This window comes from Halosegnis marinus (assembly GCF_029338355.1).
Taxonomy (GTDB): Archaea; Halobacteriota; Halobacteria; order Halobacteriales; family Haloarculaceae; genus Halosegnis; species Halosegnis marinus.
Genome location: NZ_CP119802.1, coordinates 410,172 through 425,477 on the forward strand (window position 1 = coordinate 410,172; position 15,306 = coordinate 425,477).

Annotated in this window: 18 protein-coding genes; 9 read left to right on the forward strand and 9 right to left on the reverse strand. The window is 73.0% G+C overall.

The annotated features are described in order from the left end of the window. The first annotated feature begins 139 nt into the window (after positions 1-139). Positions 140-1,156 (forward strand): deoxyhypusine synthase, encoded by a 1,017-nt coding sequence (locus P2T37_RS02390; RefSeq protein ID WP_276235154.1) that lies wholly within the window; start codon positions 140-142, stop codon positions 1,154-1,156. Here the strand turns inward: P2T37_RS02390 and P2T37_RS02395 are convergent, their stop codons facing one another. Further along, positions 1,157-2,281: a thiamine pyrophosphate-dependent dehydrogenase E1 component subunit alpha gene (locus tag P2T37_RS02395; protein ID WP_276235155.1), complete on the reverse strand. Its 1,125-nt coding sequence runs from the start codon at positions 2,279-2,281 to the stop codon at positions 1,157-1,159. Positions 2,282-2,565: 284 nt separating this feature from the next. Between P2T37_RS02395 and P2T37_RS02400 the strand changes: the two genes are divergently transcribed. Further along, the gene (locus tag P2T37_RS02400) at positions 2,566-3,249 is read left to right on the forward strand and encodes a DUF6498-containing protein (RefSeq protein ID WP_276235156.1); all 684 of its coding nucleotides are present in this window, start codon (positions 2,566-2,568) and stop codon (positions 3,247-3,249) included. 81 nt (positions 3,250-3,330) lie between these two features. On the opposite strand, the gene P2T37_RS02405 is transcribed toward P2T37_RS02400, so the two are convergent. The 3 genes from P2T37_RS02405 to P2T37_RS02415 form a co-directional block, all read right to left on the reverse strand. After that, positions 3,331-4,626, reverse strand: coding sequence for an O-acetylhomoserine aminocarboxypropyltransferase/cysteine synthase family protein (locus P2T37_RS02405; protein WP_276235157.1), 1,296 nt, complete (start codon positions 4,624-4,626; stop codon positions 3,331-3,333). A gap of 94 nt (positions 4,627-4,720) precedes the next feature. Continuing rightward, positions 4,721-5,449: a GIY-YIG domain-containing protein gene (locus P2T37_RS02410; RefSeq protein WP_276235158.1), complete on the reverse strand. Its 729-nt coding sequence runs from the start codon at positions 5,447-5,449 to the stop codon at positions 4,721-4,723. Between the two features lie 51 nt (positions 5,450-5,500). Further along, entirely contained in the window at positions 5,501-6,070 is a 570-nt protein-coding gene (locus P2T37_RS02415) for a response regulator transcription factor (protein WP_276235159.1), read from the reverse strand. A gap of 104 nt (positions 6,071-6,174) precedes the next feature. On the opposite strand from P2T37_RS02415, the gene P2T37_RS02420 reads away from it, so the two are divergent. Next, positions 6,175-6,612: a hypothetical protein gene (locus P2T37_RS02420; protein WP_276235160.1), complete on the forward strand. Its 438-nt coding sequence runs from the start codon at positions 6,175-6,177 to the stop codon at positions 6,610-6,612. Here P2T37_RS02420 and P2T37_RS02425 read toward each other — a convergent pair. Further along, entirely contained in the window at positions 6,609-7,976 is a 1,368-nt protein-coding gene (locus P2T37_RS02425) for an endo-1,4-beta-xylanase (RefSeq protein WP_276235161.1), read from the reverse strand. The two genes, P2T37_RS02420 and P2T37_RS02425, sit on opposite strands and share 4 nt — an antisense overlap. 119 nt (positions 7,977-8,095) lie before the next feature. On the opposite strand from P2T37_RS02425, the gene P2T37_RS02430 reads away from it, so the two are divergent. Then, on the forward strand, positions 8,096-8,707 hold the full coding sequence (locus P2T37_RS02430; protein ID WP_276235162.1) for a translation initiation factor IF-2 subunit beta: 612 nt from the start codon (positions 8,096-8,098) through the stop codon (positions 8,705-8,707). Here the strand turns inward: P2T37_RS02430 and P2T37_RS02435 are convergent. Continuing rightward, the gene (locus P2T37_RS02435) at positions 8,700-9,437 is read right to left on the reverse strand and encodes a hypothetical protein (RefSeq protein ID WP_276235163.1); all 738 of its coding nucleotides are present in this window, start codon (positions 9,435-9,437) and stop codon (positions 8,700-8,702) included. The genes P2T37_RS02430 and P2T37_RS02435 overlap by 8 nt on opposite strands. A gap of 91 nt (positions 9,438-9,528) precedes the next feature. Here P2T37_RS02435 and P2T37_RS02440 point away from each other — a divergent pair, with 91 nt between their 5' ends. The 5 genes from P2T37_RS02440 to P2T37_RS02460 all read left to right on the forward strand — a co-directional run bounded on the left by P2T37_RS02440 (position 9,529) and on the right by P2T37_RS02460 (position 13,499). Next, positions 9,529-10,410: a Vms1/Ankzf1 family peptidyl-tRNA hydrolase gene (locus P2T37_RS02440; protein ID WP_276235164.1), complete on the forward strand. Its 882-nt coding sequence runs from the start codon at positions 9,529-9,531 to the stop codon at positions 10,408-10,410. Positions 10,411-10,474: 64 nt separating this feature from the next. Continuing rightward, positions 10,475-11,500 carry an N-acetyltransferase DgcN family protein gene (locus P2T37_RS02445; protein WP_276235165.1) on the forward strand — a complete coding sequence of 342 codons (1,026 nt, stop codon included), beginning with the start codon at positions 10,475-10,477 and terminating at the stop codon, positions 11,498-11,500. Further along, positions 11,497-12,516, forward strand: a complete 1,020-nt coding sequence (locus P2T37_RS02450; protein ID WP_276235166.1) for a dipeptide epimerase — start codon at positions 11,497-11,499, stop codon at positions 12,514-12,516. Before P2T37_RS02445 ends, P2T37_RS02450 begins: the two co-directional genes overlap by 4 nt. Beyond that, a complete protein-coding gene (locus tag P2T37_RS02455; protein ID WP_276235167.1) occupies positions 12,513-13,040 on the forward strand; it encodes a hypothetical protein in 528 nt (175 codons plus the stop codon). Before P2T37_RS02450 ends, P2T37_RS02455 begins: the two co-directional genes overlap by 4 nt. A gap of 27 nt (positions 13,041-13,067) precedes the next feature. Next, positions 13,068-13,499, forward strand: coding sequence for a PaaI family thioesterase (locus tag P2T37_RS02460; protein ID WP_276235168.1), 432 nt, complete (start codon positions 13,068-13,070; stop codon positions 13,497-13,499). On the opposite strand, the gene P2T37_RS02465 is transcribed toward P2T37_RS02460, so the two are convergent. The 3 genes from P2T37_RS02465 to P2T37_RS02475 are packed head-to-tail and all read right to left on the reverse strand — an operon-like array spanning position 13,500 to position 15,186. Continuing rightward, positions 13,500-14,120, reverse strand: coding sequence for a hypothetical protein (locus tag P2T37_RS02465; protein WP_276235169.1), 621 nt, complete (start codon positions 14,118-14,120; stop codon positions 13,500-13,502). Further along, the gene (locus tag P2T37_RS02470) at positions 14,117-14,620 is read right to left on the reverse strand and encodes a hypothetical protein (protein WP_276235170.1); all 504 of its coding nucleotides are present in this window, start codon (positions 14,618-14,620) and stop codon (positions 14,117-14,119) included. Before P2T37_RS02470 ends, P2T37_RS02465 begins: the two co-directional genes overlap by 4 nt. Continuing rightward, positions 14,617-15,186, reverse strand: a complete 570-nt coding sequence (locus P2T37_RS02475) for a HalX domain-containing protein (RefSeq protein WP_276235171.1) — start codon at positions 15,184-15,186, stop codon at positions 14,617-14,619. Before P2T37_RS02475 ends, P2T37_RS02470 begins: the two co-directional genes overlap by 4 nt. Positions 15,187-15,306: the final 120 nt, after the last annotated feature.

A 15,306-nucleotide genomic window follows, 5' to 3' on the forward strand; every position in this document is an offset into this window, starting at 1 on the left:
GGTGCTGTGCTGTTCCTGGTGGACTCCCGAAGGGCGAGGGCTTCGGCGGTGTCACACACCGATTCCCCAGTCGCAACACGGACACATCGGAACGACGGCAATCACGACGTTCAAACCCCCGCGCCGGGAACGGGGACCAATGACCGAGGACGCATGGGAGGAGCCCGAGCGCGAGGAGTTCAGCCACGACCCGCTCGGCCACACGCACGTCTGGTCGGGGATGACCGTCGGCGAACTCGTGGAGGGGTACGGCGAGGCCGGCATCGGCGCGGCGGACGTCCACGAGGCCGCGGACATCTACACCGAGATGCTGGCCGACGACGACTGCACCGTGTTCATGTCGCTCGCGGGCGCGATGGTCCCGACGGGGATGCGGAAGGTGGTCTCCGACCTCATCCGCGACGGCTACGTGGACGCGCTGGTGACGACGGGCGCGAACCTCACCCACGACGCCATCGAGGCCGTCGGGGGGAAACACCACCACGGCGCGCCCGAGGCCGAGGGGAAGACGGCCCGGGAACACGACGAGACGCTCCGCGACGAGGAGGTCGACCGCGTCTACAACGTCTACCTCCCGCAGGAACACTTCGCGCTGTTCGAGTCGCACCTCCGCGAGGAGGTGTTCCCGCCGCTGGAGAAGGAGGGAACGGTGAGCATCGAGCGGTTCACGCGCGAACTCGGCCGGGCGAACGCCGCGGTGAACGAGCGCGAGGGCGTCGAGGAGGACCCCGGGGTCGCGGCCGCGGCCTACGAGTCCGACGTGCCCATCTACTGCCCGGCGGTCTCCGATTCCGTGCTCGGCCTCCAGGCGTGGATGTACTCGCAGACCTCCGACTTCGCGCTCGACGCGCTGGCCGACATGACGCCGCTGACGGACCTCGCGTACGACGCCGAGCGGGCCGGGTGCCTGCTCGTCGGCGGGGGCGTCCCGAAGAACTTCACCCTCCAGACGATGCTCGTCACGCCGAACGCCTACGACTACGCGGTGCAGGTGACGACCGACCCCGACCACACCGGGGGGCTGTCGGGCGCGACGCTCGACGAGGCCCGCTCGTGGGGAAAACTGGAGAAGGGCGCGCGCAACGCGACCGTCGTCGGCGACGCGACCGTCTTCCTCCCCCTGCTGGTGGCGACGGCGCGCGAGCGGCTGGCGTGACTACTCCTCTCTGAGCAGCGCGGCGTCCCCGTGGCGCTCGCGCAGGTCCCGCAGGTACTCGCGCTGCTCGACCATCCGCGGGGTCGGCTCCGCGAACACGTCCGCGAACATCTCGTCCGGGTCGGCCTCGACCTCGGCGAGGTCGTCCACCGCGGCGGCCATCCGGTCGGCGTTCTCGGACTCGATGCGCTCGACCTCGTCGTCGTCCAGCAGACCCTCGCGCCGGAGGTACGCCTCCAGCCTGTCGATGGGGTCCACGCGCCGCCACTGCTCGACCTCGTCGTCGTCGCGGTAGGCCGACGGGTCGTCCGCGGTCGTGTGCGCCCCGTAGCGGTACTCGACGGCCTCGACGAGCGTGGGCCGGGCCTCGCCCTCGCGCGGATCGAGCGCCTTCTCGCGGGCCGCCCGCGTCACCTCGTAGACGGCGAGCGGGTCCATGCCGTCCACCTGCACGCCCTCGAAGCCGTAGGCGTCTGCCTTCTGCGCGATGGTCCGCGAGCGCGTCTGCTCCTCGCGCGGCACGGAGATGGCCCACCCGTTGTTGTGACACAGGAACACCGTCGGGGTGTCGTACACCCCGGCGAAGTTCAGCCCCTCGTGGAAGTCCCCCTCCGAGGTGGCGCCGTCGCCGAAGTGGGCGACGAAGGCCTCGTCGTCGTTCCCTTGCAGGCGCGCGGCCATCCCCATCCCGGTGACGTGCGGGATGTGGTCCCCGATGCAGATGTTCAGGGGGAACACGTTCGCGTCCGCGAGCGCCGCGGTCCCGGACTCGTGGCCGGACCAGTAGTGGAGGTACCCCGGCGGGAAGCCGCGCACGAGCGGCGCGGCGTGCTCGCGGTACTGGTAGAACACCCAGTCGTCCTCGGCGAGCGCGTACATCGACCCGAAGCCGGACCCCTCCTGGCCGGCCATCGGCGAGTACGTCCCGATTCGGCCCTGCCGCTGGAGGCTCACCATCCGGTCGTCGAAGTGCCGCCCGAGCTTCATGTCCGCGTACAGCGCGACGAGACGGTCCGGCGGGAGGGAGGGCTCGTACCCCTCGCGGAGCGTCCCGTCCGGCGCGAGGAAGCCGATGCGGTCGTCGTGGTCCCGGTCGAGCAGGGCGCGGCGCTCGGCTTCGTCCATACCCCGTGTGGCGCCGCCCCCGACATAGCTCTGCCCCGAGCGGCAACGCTCTTGCCCGCCCGTCGGGTAGCCCCGACCGGCCGATGACGAGCGCGCGGGCCGAGCCGGCGTAGGCACCCGGCCGTGACGAGCCCTATGAGTGCCGAGGCCAGCCTTCCGTTCATCCGTCCCGGGAGAACGAACGTCGAGGGCCGCGTTCGCCACCCCCTCGGAGCGGACAGTCGTCGAGACGAGGGGCGAGAAGCCGGCACAACGGTGAAATCCTCGCTTCGCGTTGTCTCCGCGTGAACGGCTCCGACTTCGTCCCACCGCGACTCGTCGCGGGTGCGGCCTCCCTCCTCGTCGCCAACACCGTTCCGCTCGTCGGGCTGGCCGTCTGGGGTTGGTCGGCCTTCGACGTGCTCGTCCTCTACTGGCTCGAATCCGCCGTCATCGGACTGCTCACGCTGCCGCGGATCCTCCTCGCACGCGGGGTCGGCGAGTCGGTCGTCGCGTCGGTGTTGTTCGGCGTCAGCGCGTATCAGGGGCCGGGTGCGGGCGGCCCGGGCGAGCGAATCGGCCTCACGCTGGGGTTCGTCGTCATGTACGGCTTCCTCTGGCTCGCCCACGGCGTCTTCTTGTTCGTGTTCCCGACGATGTCGTTCGGCGATGCCGCGTGGTTTCCGGGTGTGTCCGTGGCGACGTTCGCCCTCCTCGTGCCGGCCGCGGGCGCGATGGTGCTGAGCCACGGCGTCTCCTTCGTCGTGAACTACCTCGCCGGCGGGGAGTTCAGACGTCGCTCCCCGATGCAGGCCACGTTCACGCCGCTGACGCGGGCGGTCGTCCTCCACTACGCCGTCCTCGTCGGCGGTATCGCGATGGTCGTCTACGACACGCCGCTCTGGAGCGTCGTCCTCCTGGTCGTGGGCAAGACGGTTCTCGACCTCGTGGCCCATCTCGCGGAGCACGTCCCGCTCGCGTACCGCTGACTCGCCGGACGGCCCCCACCACGTCCACGACGGGTGGGTCGTGAGCCGTGAGTGCCGAGGCCGTTCCGTTCCCGGTCCGCCTCAGGTCGCCGCCTCGATGGCCGCTTCGAGGTCGGCGATTATCTCCGCGGGGTCCTCGATGCCGACCGAGAGCCGCACGAGTTCGTCCGTCACGCCAGACGCTTCCTTCTCCTCGTCGGTGAGCTGCTGATGGGTCGTACTCGCCGGGTGGATGATGAGCGTCTTCGCGTCGCCGACGTTGGCGAGCAGGCTGGCGAGGTCCGTCGATTCGACCGTCTTCCGGGCCGCCTCGTAGCCGCCCGCGACGCCGAAGGTTATCATCCCGCCGTACCCCCCGTCGAGGTACTTCGTGGCGTTCTCGTGGGTCGGGTGGGACTCGAGGCCGGGGTAGTTCACCCATTCGACGTCCGGGTGGGCCTCCAGCCGTTCGGCGACGAGCATCGCGTTCTCGCAGTGGCGCTCCATCCGGAGCGGGAGCGTCTCGATGCCCTGTATCGTCTGCCACGCGTCGAAGGGCGACTGTTGGTTGCCGAGGTCGCGCAGGCCGCGGGCGATGGCCGCGTAGGTGAACGCCGCCTCGCCGAACGTCTCGACGAAGTTCACGCCGTGGTAGGCGGGGTTGTCCTGTGCGAGTTCGGGGTACTTCTCGGGGTGGTCGCCCCACGGGAAGGAGCCGCCGTCGACGACGACGCCGCCCACGGTGGTGCCGGAGCCGTGGAGCCACTTCGTCGTGGAGTTCCACACGAGGTCCGCGCCGTGGTCGAGCGGCTTGCAGAGCGCGGGCGTCGCGAAGGTGTTGTCCACGAACAGCGGCGTGTCGTTCTCGTGGGCGATGTCGGCGATGCGCTCGATGTCGGGGGTGTCGAGCGCGGGGTTCCCGACGGTTTCGAGGTGGACGTACGCCGTGTCCTCGTCGATGGCCTCCTCGTAGGCGTCGTAGTCGAGGGTGTCCACGAACCGCGTGGTCACGCCCCGGCGCTCGACGGTGTGGGTGAGGTAGGTGTAGGTCCCCCCGTACAGCGAGGTCGAACTGACGACGTTGTCGCCCGCCTCGGCGAGGATGAAGTTCGTGAGGTCGAACGCGGCCATCCCGGAGGAGGTGACGGCCGCGCCGACGCCGCCTTCGAGGGCGGCCAGCCGCTCCTGGAGCGTCTCCAGCGTCGGGTTCATCAGCCGCGAGTAGATGTACCCCGGCTTCTCCAGGGCGAACTGCTCGGCCGCGTCCTCGGCGTCGTCGAAGACGAACGAGGTCGTCTGGTACAGCGGGGGCGCGCGAGCGCCCGTCGCGGGGTCCGGCTCCTGGCCGGCGTGCAGCGAGTCGGTCGCTATCGAACGCGAGTCTGGGTCGTCGCTCATACACCGTTCCCGACGCCGAGTCGTTTACTGTTACCGTTCGTCGCAAGACTCACTCGTTCGTCCCGACGACCCGCCGCTTACCCCGTGGCCCGCCCTACACGCCGTCCGTGCGCGCGACGGCTTCCGCCAGCGTGTCGAGGAAGGCCGGGTCGTACGACTCGTCGGTGTGGTCGACGTTCCACAGGCCCGACGCACGAATGGCGGGGCTTCGGCTGTCCCGGCCGAGCCACACGTCGCGCCGGGGGTCGACGGCCGGGCGGTCGCGGTTCGACAGCAGGGCGATGGCGTTGCGCTCCACGAACGCGCGGTCGCTGTCCGGCCCCGGCTCGTCGTCGATACCGACCCACAGGAACGGCTGGTCTCGGAGGTAGGTGCTCACCCGGCGTTCGAGCGGGTACTCCCCGTCGCGGACGGCGTCACGCTCGCGCTCGACCCCCGACCACCGCGTCCCCCAGTCCGGGTACTCGCCGCGGAGGTCGTACCGCTCGGCGAGCGCCTCCCCGACCCGGAGCCGGTAGACGGAGCCGCGGTGGTTCCCGCCGTGGGGGTGGTCGCTGCTCCCGTCGCCGGTCCCGTAGTGCTGTTTCAGCCGGTCCCACAGCGATGTGCCGCTCCCGGCCGAGACGGCGTGGGTGCCGACCCGGGTGACGCGCGGCTCGTTCGAGTCGGCGCGCGTCTCGCCGGGCGCGAGAAAGACGTAGACGCCCCGGTCGGGCCAGTCCATGTAGCCGGTACAGTCCTTCAGCCGGCGCGCGCCGCCGACCCGGTCGGAGAGGTCGGCGAGCAGGTCGTAGAACCGGTCGAGGTCGGCGGCACGGCTCATGGTCGGGCGTCGTCCTCCGGTACGAAGAGCGTCCCGCTCGGCGGCGGGTGGCTACCGGCCGGCGATGGCGGCCCGGATGTCCTCGGGGGAGGAGTCCGAGAGCCGCGCGGAGAGGTCCACGTCGAGCGCCTCGAACTCGGCTTTGAGTTCGGCGTACGCCTCCGACTCCGCGAGCTCGCGGGCCGGCAGGTGCGTCTCCAGCAGGCCGATCTTGCGGGCGAGCGCGAAGTGGCGCCGCGCGTCGGCGTCGTACTCGGCCCGGCGGACGAGCGTCGCGACGAGCGCGAGCAGGTCGCCGCGGCCCGCGGGCTTGCACAGGTAGTCGTCGAAGCCGAGGTCGACGGCGTCCTCGTCGGGCTCGACCGCGGTAACCATCGCGACCCGGGCGGTCGCGTCCGTCTCGCGGATGACGGACAACACCTCGTCGCCGGGCATCCCCGGCATCCGCCGGTCGAGCAGCACCACGTCCACGCTCGCGTCGAACGCCTCCAGCGCGGTCGGGCCGTCCCCGGCCGTCGTCACCTCGTACTCGGCCGAGAGCCACGTCTCGTACAGGTCGGCCAGCTCCGGCTCGTCCTCGACGAGCAGGACGTGGGGCCGACCGTCGGTGGCGTCGGTCATGTGTACGACGATACGGACACATCGATATAAACCGTGCATCGCGTTATCACGCTCTGAGAACGCGCCGCCGTGTCGTATTTCTCGCCGCGTCCCTTCCCGGACGTATGGACCTCGACCGGTTCGGCGACGCGCCCGACGACGACGCCCCGGCGGACGCGACGGCGTGTCTCGTCGCCGTGCGGTCGGAGACGTTCGAGCGGTGTCGCGCCGGCTTCTACCCCGCGCCGCGTTCCTACGAGCGGACGCGCCGCGCGTTCGACTACATGGCCTTCTACCGGACCGCGCCCGTCTCCGCCGTCACCCACTACGCGCCCGTCACGGACCGGGTCGAGCAGACGCGCGGCGAGGCCGGGCCGATGGACGAGGCCGACTGGGCGGCGCTCATCGACCCGTTCTCCGAGGAGCGCGTCGTCGTCGTGTTCGAACTGGGCGGGCTGGTGCCGCTCGACTCCCCCGTCCCCAACGGCGCGAACGGCGTGCGCGGCGCGTGGTACCCCACCGTCGGGGAGCTTCGCGCGGCGGACGCGCTCTCGGCGCTCTAGAGCCGTACCCGGGCGACGGTTCCCTCGGGGTCCGTCGCGGCGGCCGTCCCCGTCCGCACCCCGCCGTCGGCGGCGACGGCGACCCGGTAGCGCCCGAGGTCGGCCCCCTCGACGCGGAACCGCCCGTCGGCGTCCGTCCGCCCGCGCTCGTGGGTGTACCACTGGTCGAACAGCAGGTCGGCGTAGGCGTCGAAGCCCGGCTTCCGCGACCAGTCGGCGAAGAACAGCGGCGCCTCCCCGGCCCAGTGCTGGTCGTCCCAGAACCCCCACAGCCGGAACGCCGACAGCGCCGGGTGGGAGTAGCAGGTCTTCAGCACCCGGTAGAGGTAGTCGCCCGCGCGCTCGGGGTCGCCGATGCCGACGGTGTCGAACTCCGTCACCGCGAGCGCGTGGTCGCCGAGGCCCGCGAACCGCTCCAGCCGGCGGTACAGCTCCGCGGGCGGGACGGTCCCCTCGGGGTCGGTGTAGTGGGCCTGAAAGCCCACCTCGTGGAGCGGCCCCTCCGAGAGAAAGGAGACGAGGTCGGCGTAGCGGTCGCGATGAGCGGGGCGGTCCCGCGAGAGCACGTCGTACTCGTTCACGGAGAGGACGGCCGAGGGTGCGGCCTCGGCGGCGACGCGGAACCACTCGCGCAGCGCCGGCACCCGCGTCGGCGGGGCGTCGGAGAGCGCGTCCGTCACGGCGTGGGCGTCGAGCTGTTCGTTCAGGAGGACCCAGCGCCGGATGTCGTGGTCGGCGGCGTTGTGGCCGACGAGCGTGCGGACGTGGTCGCGGACGAGCGCGCGGAGCCGGTCGGTGTCGTCGGCGTCCATCGCCGCGAACACCGCGTCCGGGAGCACGTCCTCCCCCTCGCGCTGCCAGACGACGGGCGCGCCGTCGACCGCGATTCCCCGCGAGCGCAGGAACTCGATGACGGGGTGGGTGCGCGCGTGGCCGTCGGGCATGGTCCACTGTCGCCACTTGTGGGCGTTCTCCAGCACGGTCTCGCCGAACAGCCGGCCGACCCACGTCCGGTAGGGGTGGTCGGCGTCGAGCCCCCGGAACCGCGAGACGTTGTACGCGGTGCCGAACTGCACCGCGTGCTCGCGGAGGACGAGGTCGACCGGCGCGTCCGCGACGGGGTCGCCGTCGCGCGTCACCCGGAGTTCGAGCGGGCCCCGCCGGTGGTCGGCGATGCGCTCGTCGGCGCGGGCCTCCCACGCCTCGCCCGTGGCGTCCCACTCCCCGTCGGGACGCTCGGGTGGGTCGGGCAGGGCCGCCTCGCTCGTCGCGCCGGTCGTCCCCGTCGGTGTCCGCGACCCCGGCGCGGTACAGCCGGCGACCCCGGCCGTCGCCGCGGCGGCGAGGAAGGCGCGTCTGTCCATTCGCCCGGACGTACGCTCGCCGGACGCAAAAGCGGCGGGTCGGCGGCCCCGCCGCCCGTCGTGCGGCGCGGTGCCAGCCCTCTCGGAGGACATTTAGGTCGGAATCGCTTCACTAGCCTATGGACTACGATTCTCTGCTCGACCGGGCACACGAGTCGATGCCCGACGGGCCGAACGAAGGGGGCGACCGCCTGCAGGTCCCCGACCCCGAGGGGGAGACTGACGGCGCGTTCACCCGACTGACGAACCTCGACCGCATCGCCGACGCGCTGGCGCGCGACCCGGAACACCTCCACCGCTTCATCCAGCGCGAGTTCGGGACGAACGGGCAGTACGAGGACGGCCGCGGCCGCTACAACGGGTCGTTCACGCTCGCCGACTTCGAGAACGCCGTCGACGCGTACAGCGACGAGTACGTCCTCTGTTCGGAGTGCGGCCTCCCCGACACGCGGCTCGTCCGCGAGGACGGCGTCCAGATGCTCCGGTGTACCGCCTGTGGCGCGTTCCGCCCCGTCCAGAAGCGCCGCTCGACCACCTCCCGGAGCCGACCGACCGTCGAGACCGGCGGCACCTACGAGGTGGAGATAACGGGGACCGGCCGGAAGGGCGACGGCGTCGCCAACAAGGGGAAGTACACCATCTTCGTCCCGGGCGCGAGCGAGGGCCAGACGGTCCGCGTCCGCATCGACAACACCAGCGGCGACCTCGCGTTCGCGTCGCTCGTCAACTGACCCGCTCCGTTCTCGCGTCACAGCGCAGACACAGCACCGTCCCCGCGACGTGGTTGATGTCGTTCGACCCGCATTCGGGACACTCGTACGAGCCGTTTCCGTACTCCGTCGAGCCGCGGGGCGCGTGGAGGTGGCCCGCCTCGACGCGCGCCGCCACGTACTCCCCAAGCCGCGCCCGGGCGAATCGCACCCGCCGCGCGAGCGCCGTGCTCCCGTCCCCGTGGATGTCGTCCCACGCCGCGTCCTCCGGGCGCGAGAGCTGCGTGAGCAGGTCCGTCCCCGCCTGCAGGAGCGGCCGCGTCGTCGCGCCCGCGGGGTCGTCCGGGTCGGCCGACTCGTAGCCCGCGGCGGCGCGGTCGTAGGCGTCCGACGCCTTCTCGGCGTTCCCGGCGAGCGTCCGCAGGTGACCGACCCACTCGTCGCAGGCCGCGGCGTCGACCCCAGCGACGCGCTCGCGGTGGTCCGTCGCCACGAGGACGCCCTGGAGCGCCCGGTTCCGGGCGCGGGCGTCGTCGCCGGCCAGCCGCGCCGCGACCCCCGCGAGGAACAGGTGGCGGAGGCCGTCGCCGACGCTCGACCGCTCGGCCGTCATGTCGCGCCCGAACCCCTCGTAGCCCGCGAGGTGGCCGTACGCGCCCATCGTGTAGGCGTCCGCTATCGCGGGCCACCGCTCCGTCCCGAGCAGGTGGACCGCGCGCTCCCCGTGGTCGGCGTCGCCGTCGTCGTCCATACCCCACCGTGGCGCGCCACGGACATGGCTCGTCGGGTCCCGGAAGCCGCGCGGAGGTGGGTTTTTGCCGCGCCGCCCCGTCGCTCCGGCGATGCTCGACGACCTGCTCGGCCGCACCGAACTGAAGGAGCGCATCGAGGAACTGGAGGAGGAGGTCCGCCACCTCGAACGCGAGCGCGACGCCGAGAGCGAGCGCCGGCGCGAGGCCGTCGCCGCGCGACAGGAGGCCGAGGAGGAACTGAACCGGCTGGAGGACCGCATCGCCGACCTCGAGGGGCGGGTCGAGGAGGACGAGGATGGGAGCGTCGGGCCGCGGCGGCGCGAGCGACTGGCCGGGGGGCGCCGCGACGAGGTGCTCGCGCGCCTGCGGAGCCTCGAAACGGGCCCCGAGGGCGCGCTCACCGCCGTCGTTCCCGACGGCCACGACCTGCCCGAGGCGGTCCGCGAGGCGTTCGGCGACCGCGCGCCCGCCGTGGCGAGCGCCGCGCCGTGTGTCGCCTACGCCGACGACGCGGGCCTCGTGAGCGCGACGCTCCGGCCCGCCCTGCTCCCCGACGAGCGCGTCGAGTGGGCCGACGGCTTCGCCGCGCCCGACGAGTGGTACCGGCCCACCGGCCGGTTCGCCTTCGCGCTGGTGCGCTCGGACACCTTCGCGCTCGGCGTGTACGAGGGGGCCGACCGCGAGTCGCTGACCGGCTTCACGACCGACGTGATGGACAACCACTCGAAGGGCGGCTTCTCGCAGGGGCGCTTCGAGCGGCTCCGCGACGGACAGATACGCGACCACCTGAAGCGGTGCCGCGCGGCCGTCGCCGAGGCGGACGCCGACCGCCTCTACGTCGCCGGCGAGTCCACCCTGCTCGGGGAGTTCGACGCCGACGCGACGGCGAGCGTGGACGCGACGGGCGACCCCGACGAGGCCATCGACGCCGCCTTCCGCGACTTCTGGTCGGCGCGGCTCGTCGCGGTCTGACCGGCCGACCCCCGAGAGCGACCGGCGACGACGGGTTTTAGACGCCGCCACCGCACCCCAGCGTATGACACGACGCGTGGCCCTGTTGGCCCACGAGGGCTTTCCCGACCGGGCGAAGACGGCGGTCGGGGTGCTCCGGTACGCCGACGACGAGCCGGTGGCCGTGGTGGACCGCGAGATAGCCGAGGCCGACCCGGACGCCCGCACGACCGACTACCTCGACGGCGTGCCGGACGCGCCGGTCGTCGGGCGGGTCGCGGACTGCCCCGACTTCGACGCGCTGATCATCGGGGTCGCGCCCATCGGCGGCGGCTTCAACGAGTCGTGGCGGCCGGACGTGCGCGCCGCGCTCGAAGCGGGCGCGGACGTGGTCGCGGGACTCCACTACTTCCTGAACGACGACGAGGAGTTCGCGGCCCTCGCCGCGGAGCACGGCGGTGAGCTGTGGGACGTGCGAAAGCCCCCGGACGACCTCGGAGTGGCGGAGGGCGTGGCACGCGACCTCGACACGGAGGTCGTCCTCACCGTCGGCACCGACTGCTCGACGGGGAAGATGACGACGACGCGGGAGCTGTACGAGGCCGCCGTGGACCGGGGGGTGGACGCCGCGTTCGTCCCGACGGGCCAGACCGGCATCGTCATCGAGGACTGGGGCATCCCCGTGGACCGCGTGGTGAGCGACTTCGCGGCGGGCGCGGTCGAGCGGATGGTCCGCGAGCGCGCCGACCACGACTACCTGTTCGTCGAGGGGCAGGGAAGCATCGTCCACCCGGCGTACTCGGCGGTGACCACGGCCATCCTCCACGGGGCGATGCCGGACGCGCTGGTGTTGTGCCACGAGGCCGGCCGCGAGGCGATTCACGGCTACGAGTCGTTCGAGATACCGAACCCCGGCTACGTCGGGGGGCTGTACGAGTCGCTGGCCGAGCCGGTCGCCCCGACCGAGGTCGTCGCGGGCGCGCTCAACACGAAGCACCTCTCCGACGGCGACGCGACGGACGCGCTCGACCGCTACCGCTCGCAGGTGGGCGCGCCCGTCGCCGACCCGGTTCGCGACGGCCCCGGCGCGCTGCTGGAGGCGATCCTGTGAACGCCGCCGTCGAGCGGGTGACGCTCGACCTCGCGGAGCCGTTCGGCATCGCCCGCGGGACACAGACGACCGCCGAGAACGTCGTCGTCGAACTGACCCACGAGGGGCTGACGGGGGTGGGCGCGGCCGCGCCGTCCGCCCACTACGGCGAGACCCCCGACACCGTCGAGGCCGTCCTCCCCGACCTGCTCGACGCCCTGCCCGAGGACCCCCACGACCTCGACGCGGCCCACGCCGCGATGGACGAGGTCGTCGCGGGCAACGCGGCGGCGAAGGCGGCGGTCGATATCGCGCTCCACGACCTCGTCTCCGAACTGCACGGCCTTCCCCTGTATCGCTACCTCGGCCTCGACGCGAGCGAGACGCCCGTCTCGTCGTTCACCGTCGGCCTGGCCGACACCGACGAGATGGCGCGGAAGGCCCGGGAGGCGGCCGCCGCCGGCCACTCCGTGCTGAAGGTGAAGCTCGGGACGGACCGCGACCTCGACATCGTCGAGGCGGTGACCGACGCCGCGCCCGACGCGCGCCTGCGCGTCGACGCGAACGAGGCGTGGACGCCCGCCGAGGCGATACGGAAGTGCGAGGCGCTCGCGGGGCGCGTCGAGTTCGTCGAACAGCCGGTGGCGGCGTCGAACCCGGCGGGCGCCCGGCGCGCCTTCGAGGCCTCGCCCGTCCCCATCGCCGCGGACGAGTCGCTGGTGACCGCGAGCGACGTGCCCGGGGCCGCCCGCGTCGCCGACATCGCCAACGTGAAACTGATGAAGTGCGGCGGCGTCCGGCCCGCGGTCGAGGCGTTCCACGCGGCGCGCGCCCACGGGATGGAGACGATGCTCGGCTGCATGGTCGAGTCGAACGCCGCCATCGCCGCGGGCGTCCACCTCGCGCCGCTGCTCGACTACGCGGACCTCGACGGCTCGCTCCTGCTCGCGGAGGGGTCGGACCCCTTCGCCGGGCCGCCCGTCCCCGAACTCGACCCGACGGACACGGCGACCGGCACCGGGGCGCACCGCCGATGAGGGTCACCCGGACGAGCGCCCTGCTCTCGGCGGCGCTCGCGGCCGTCGGCGCGGCGCTGCTCGCCGTCCCGTTCCTCGCGGCGCTGTTCGGCGTCGCGCGGCCGCCGTGGGCGGCGACCGCGAGCGGGAGCGGCCGCGTGCTTGCGGGCGCGAGCCTCGCCGTCGTCGCCGCGTGGTTCGCGCGCGAGCGGGACGGCCCGGCCGGCTTCACGGCCCTGCTCGGCGCGCTCCTCGGCGCGGTCGCCGGCGTCGCGGCGGCCGTCCTCTCGCCGGCCGCGCTCGACGGCGTCGCCCGCATCGCCGCCGCGATGATGCAGTTCACGGCGACGGGCGTGTTCTTCCTCGCCGTCGGTCTCGCCGCGAACGACGACCGCCTGACGACGGGCGCGGAGAACGCGGCGGCCGTCGTCGGCCTGCTCTGCGTGGCGGCGGCGCTGTTCCCGTTCGTCCGTCCGCTCGCGCTCCTCGGCTGGTGCGGCTGGTGCGGCTGGCTCGCGGCGCGGCTGGCCCGCACGCGCAACTGATTTGCCCGACCTCGGCGAGGCTCCGGCGTGCACGACAGCCACTACGCGAAGCTCGAACGGATGTACCTCGACTCCCCCATGAGCGAGGACTACGACGCCGACATCTCCATCGGCGAGGGCGAGGCCGAGGTCCGCCTCCCCGTCAAGGAGAAGCAGTTCCACGCCGCCGGCGCGGTCCACGGCTCGGTGTACTTCAAGGCGCTCGACGACGCCGCCTTCTTCGCCGCGAACTCGCTGGTCGAGGACGTCTTCGTGTTGACGACGAACTTCAACATCCACCTCACCCGGCCCGTCTCCGAGGGGACGGTTCGCGCCGAGGGCCGGGTCGTCAACGACCACCCGCGCCAGCGCATCGCCGAGGCCGTCGCGTACGACGACGACGGGAACCAGCTGGCCCGCGGCTCGGGCACCTTCGTGGAGTCGAGCGTCGAGCTGACGCCCGACATCGGCTACGAGTAGCTACCGGGTCATCGCCGCGCCGAGCCCGAGCGTCCCGAGGAACAGCGCCCCCGTCGCGGCGAGCAGGCCGCGGGCGAGCGCGTCCGAGGCGAGCGGCCCGACCGCGCCCGCGCCGACGGCGACCGTGGCGGCGCACAACAGCGCCGTCGCCCCGGCTCCGGCCGCGAGCGCCACCGGCCCGGCGAGCGACCGCCCCTCGGTCGTCGCGGACGCCGGCGCGGGCCGCGAGACGTACGCCAGCCCCGAGAGCCCCAGTTCGTTCGCGGAGTGGTAGCGCTCGACCGTGCGGCGGGCGTCGGCGCCCGCGGGGTCGGTCGCCCACCAGTAGACGACGAGGTACTCGAAGTGGTCGGCGAGCACGCCCAGCCGCGCGGTCACCGAGGGGACGTGTGCGGCGTCGAGCAGGACGACCCCGACCGCGCCGTCCACGACCACGTCGCCGACGAGCGAGCCGCGGGTGCGCTCGACGACGGCCCGCTCCCACGGCGTCCCCGCGTCGGCGTTCAGGTCGGCGTCCAGCCGGGCACGGACCGCGCGGGCACCGCCCGTCGTCCCGGGGGACGGCTCCCACGCCCGCAGCGAGGCGACGACCCGTTCGAACGTCTCGCCGCCGGCGCTCACGCTCCCTCGACCGCCCGTGTCCCGACGGTCGGCTCCTCGCCGTCGGGGGTCACGACGTCGTCGACCGCGCGGCCGAGGATGCGCCGCGTGCGGGCGTCGGCGTCGGGGCCGAGCGAGAACCACGCCCTCGCCCCGCGCTCGCGGACCCGCTGTGTGAGGACGTACAGCAGGCGATAGGCGCCCTGAACGTCGCCGGCGAGCGCCGTGGCGGGCGCGGCGAGCCACAGCCGGTCGGCGCCCTCGGCGAGCGCCGCGAGGCCGGCCTCCCCGACGGCCGGCACCGTCCGCTCGGCCACGGTTCGCGCCTCGATGCCGTCCGGCACCGGGCCGTCCGCGGCGACGACGAGCGGCTTCGGCCCGTCGAGCGCGGCGTACTCGGCCGCGAGCGTTCCCGGGTCGTCGGGCAGCAGGACGGCCGGTCGGTCCCCCTCGGCGAGCCGCGGGAGCACGTACTCGCGGCGGCGGTCGGGGGGACCGACGACGAGCGCGACCCGGCTCACGCGTCGCCACCCCGGAGGACGGCGGCGAGGTCGTCGTCGTCGAGGTCGCCGCCCGCGTCGAACAGGTCGGCGTCGAGCGCCGCGAACTCGGCTTCGAGTTCGGCGTACGCCTCGGAGCCGGCCAGTTCGCTCGCGGGAACGTGTTCCTCCAGGGTCGCGAGCTTCGCCGCGAGCGCGTAGTGGCGGCGGAGGCGGTCGTCGTACGCGCCGCGGGCCGCGAGCCGCGAGACGGCCTCGCGGAGGTCCGCGCGCGGCACGGGCTTGTAGAGGTACTCGTCGAACGGCATCCCGGCGAGGTCGAGGTCGGGTTCCACCGCCGTGACCATCGCCACCGGCACGTCGATTCCGCGGTCGCGGAGCGCGCCGAGCGTCTCCCCGCCGCTCAGCTCCGGCATCATCCGGTCGAGCAACACGACGTCGTGGCCGTCGTAGGCCTCCAGCGCCGCGGTCCCGTCGGCGACGACGGTCACCTCGTGGTGCTCGCGGAGCCACGAGGCGTACAGCGTCGCCAGCCCCTCCTCGTCCTCGGCGAGCAACACCCGGGCTCCGGGGCCGTTCGTGGACATGGTTCGGCGTTGTCATGCGGGGAGTATAAACACGGGCGGGCGTTCTCTCGCGGGGAGAACGGGTCGTGCCATTTACTACCACACGCCGCGGTCTCTAAACGCTTATACGGCGTCTCCGGC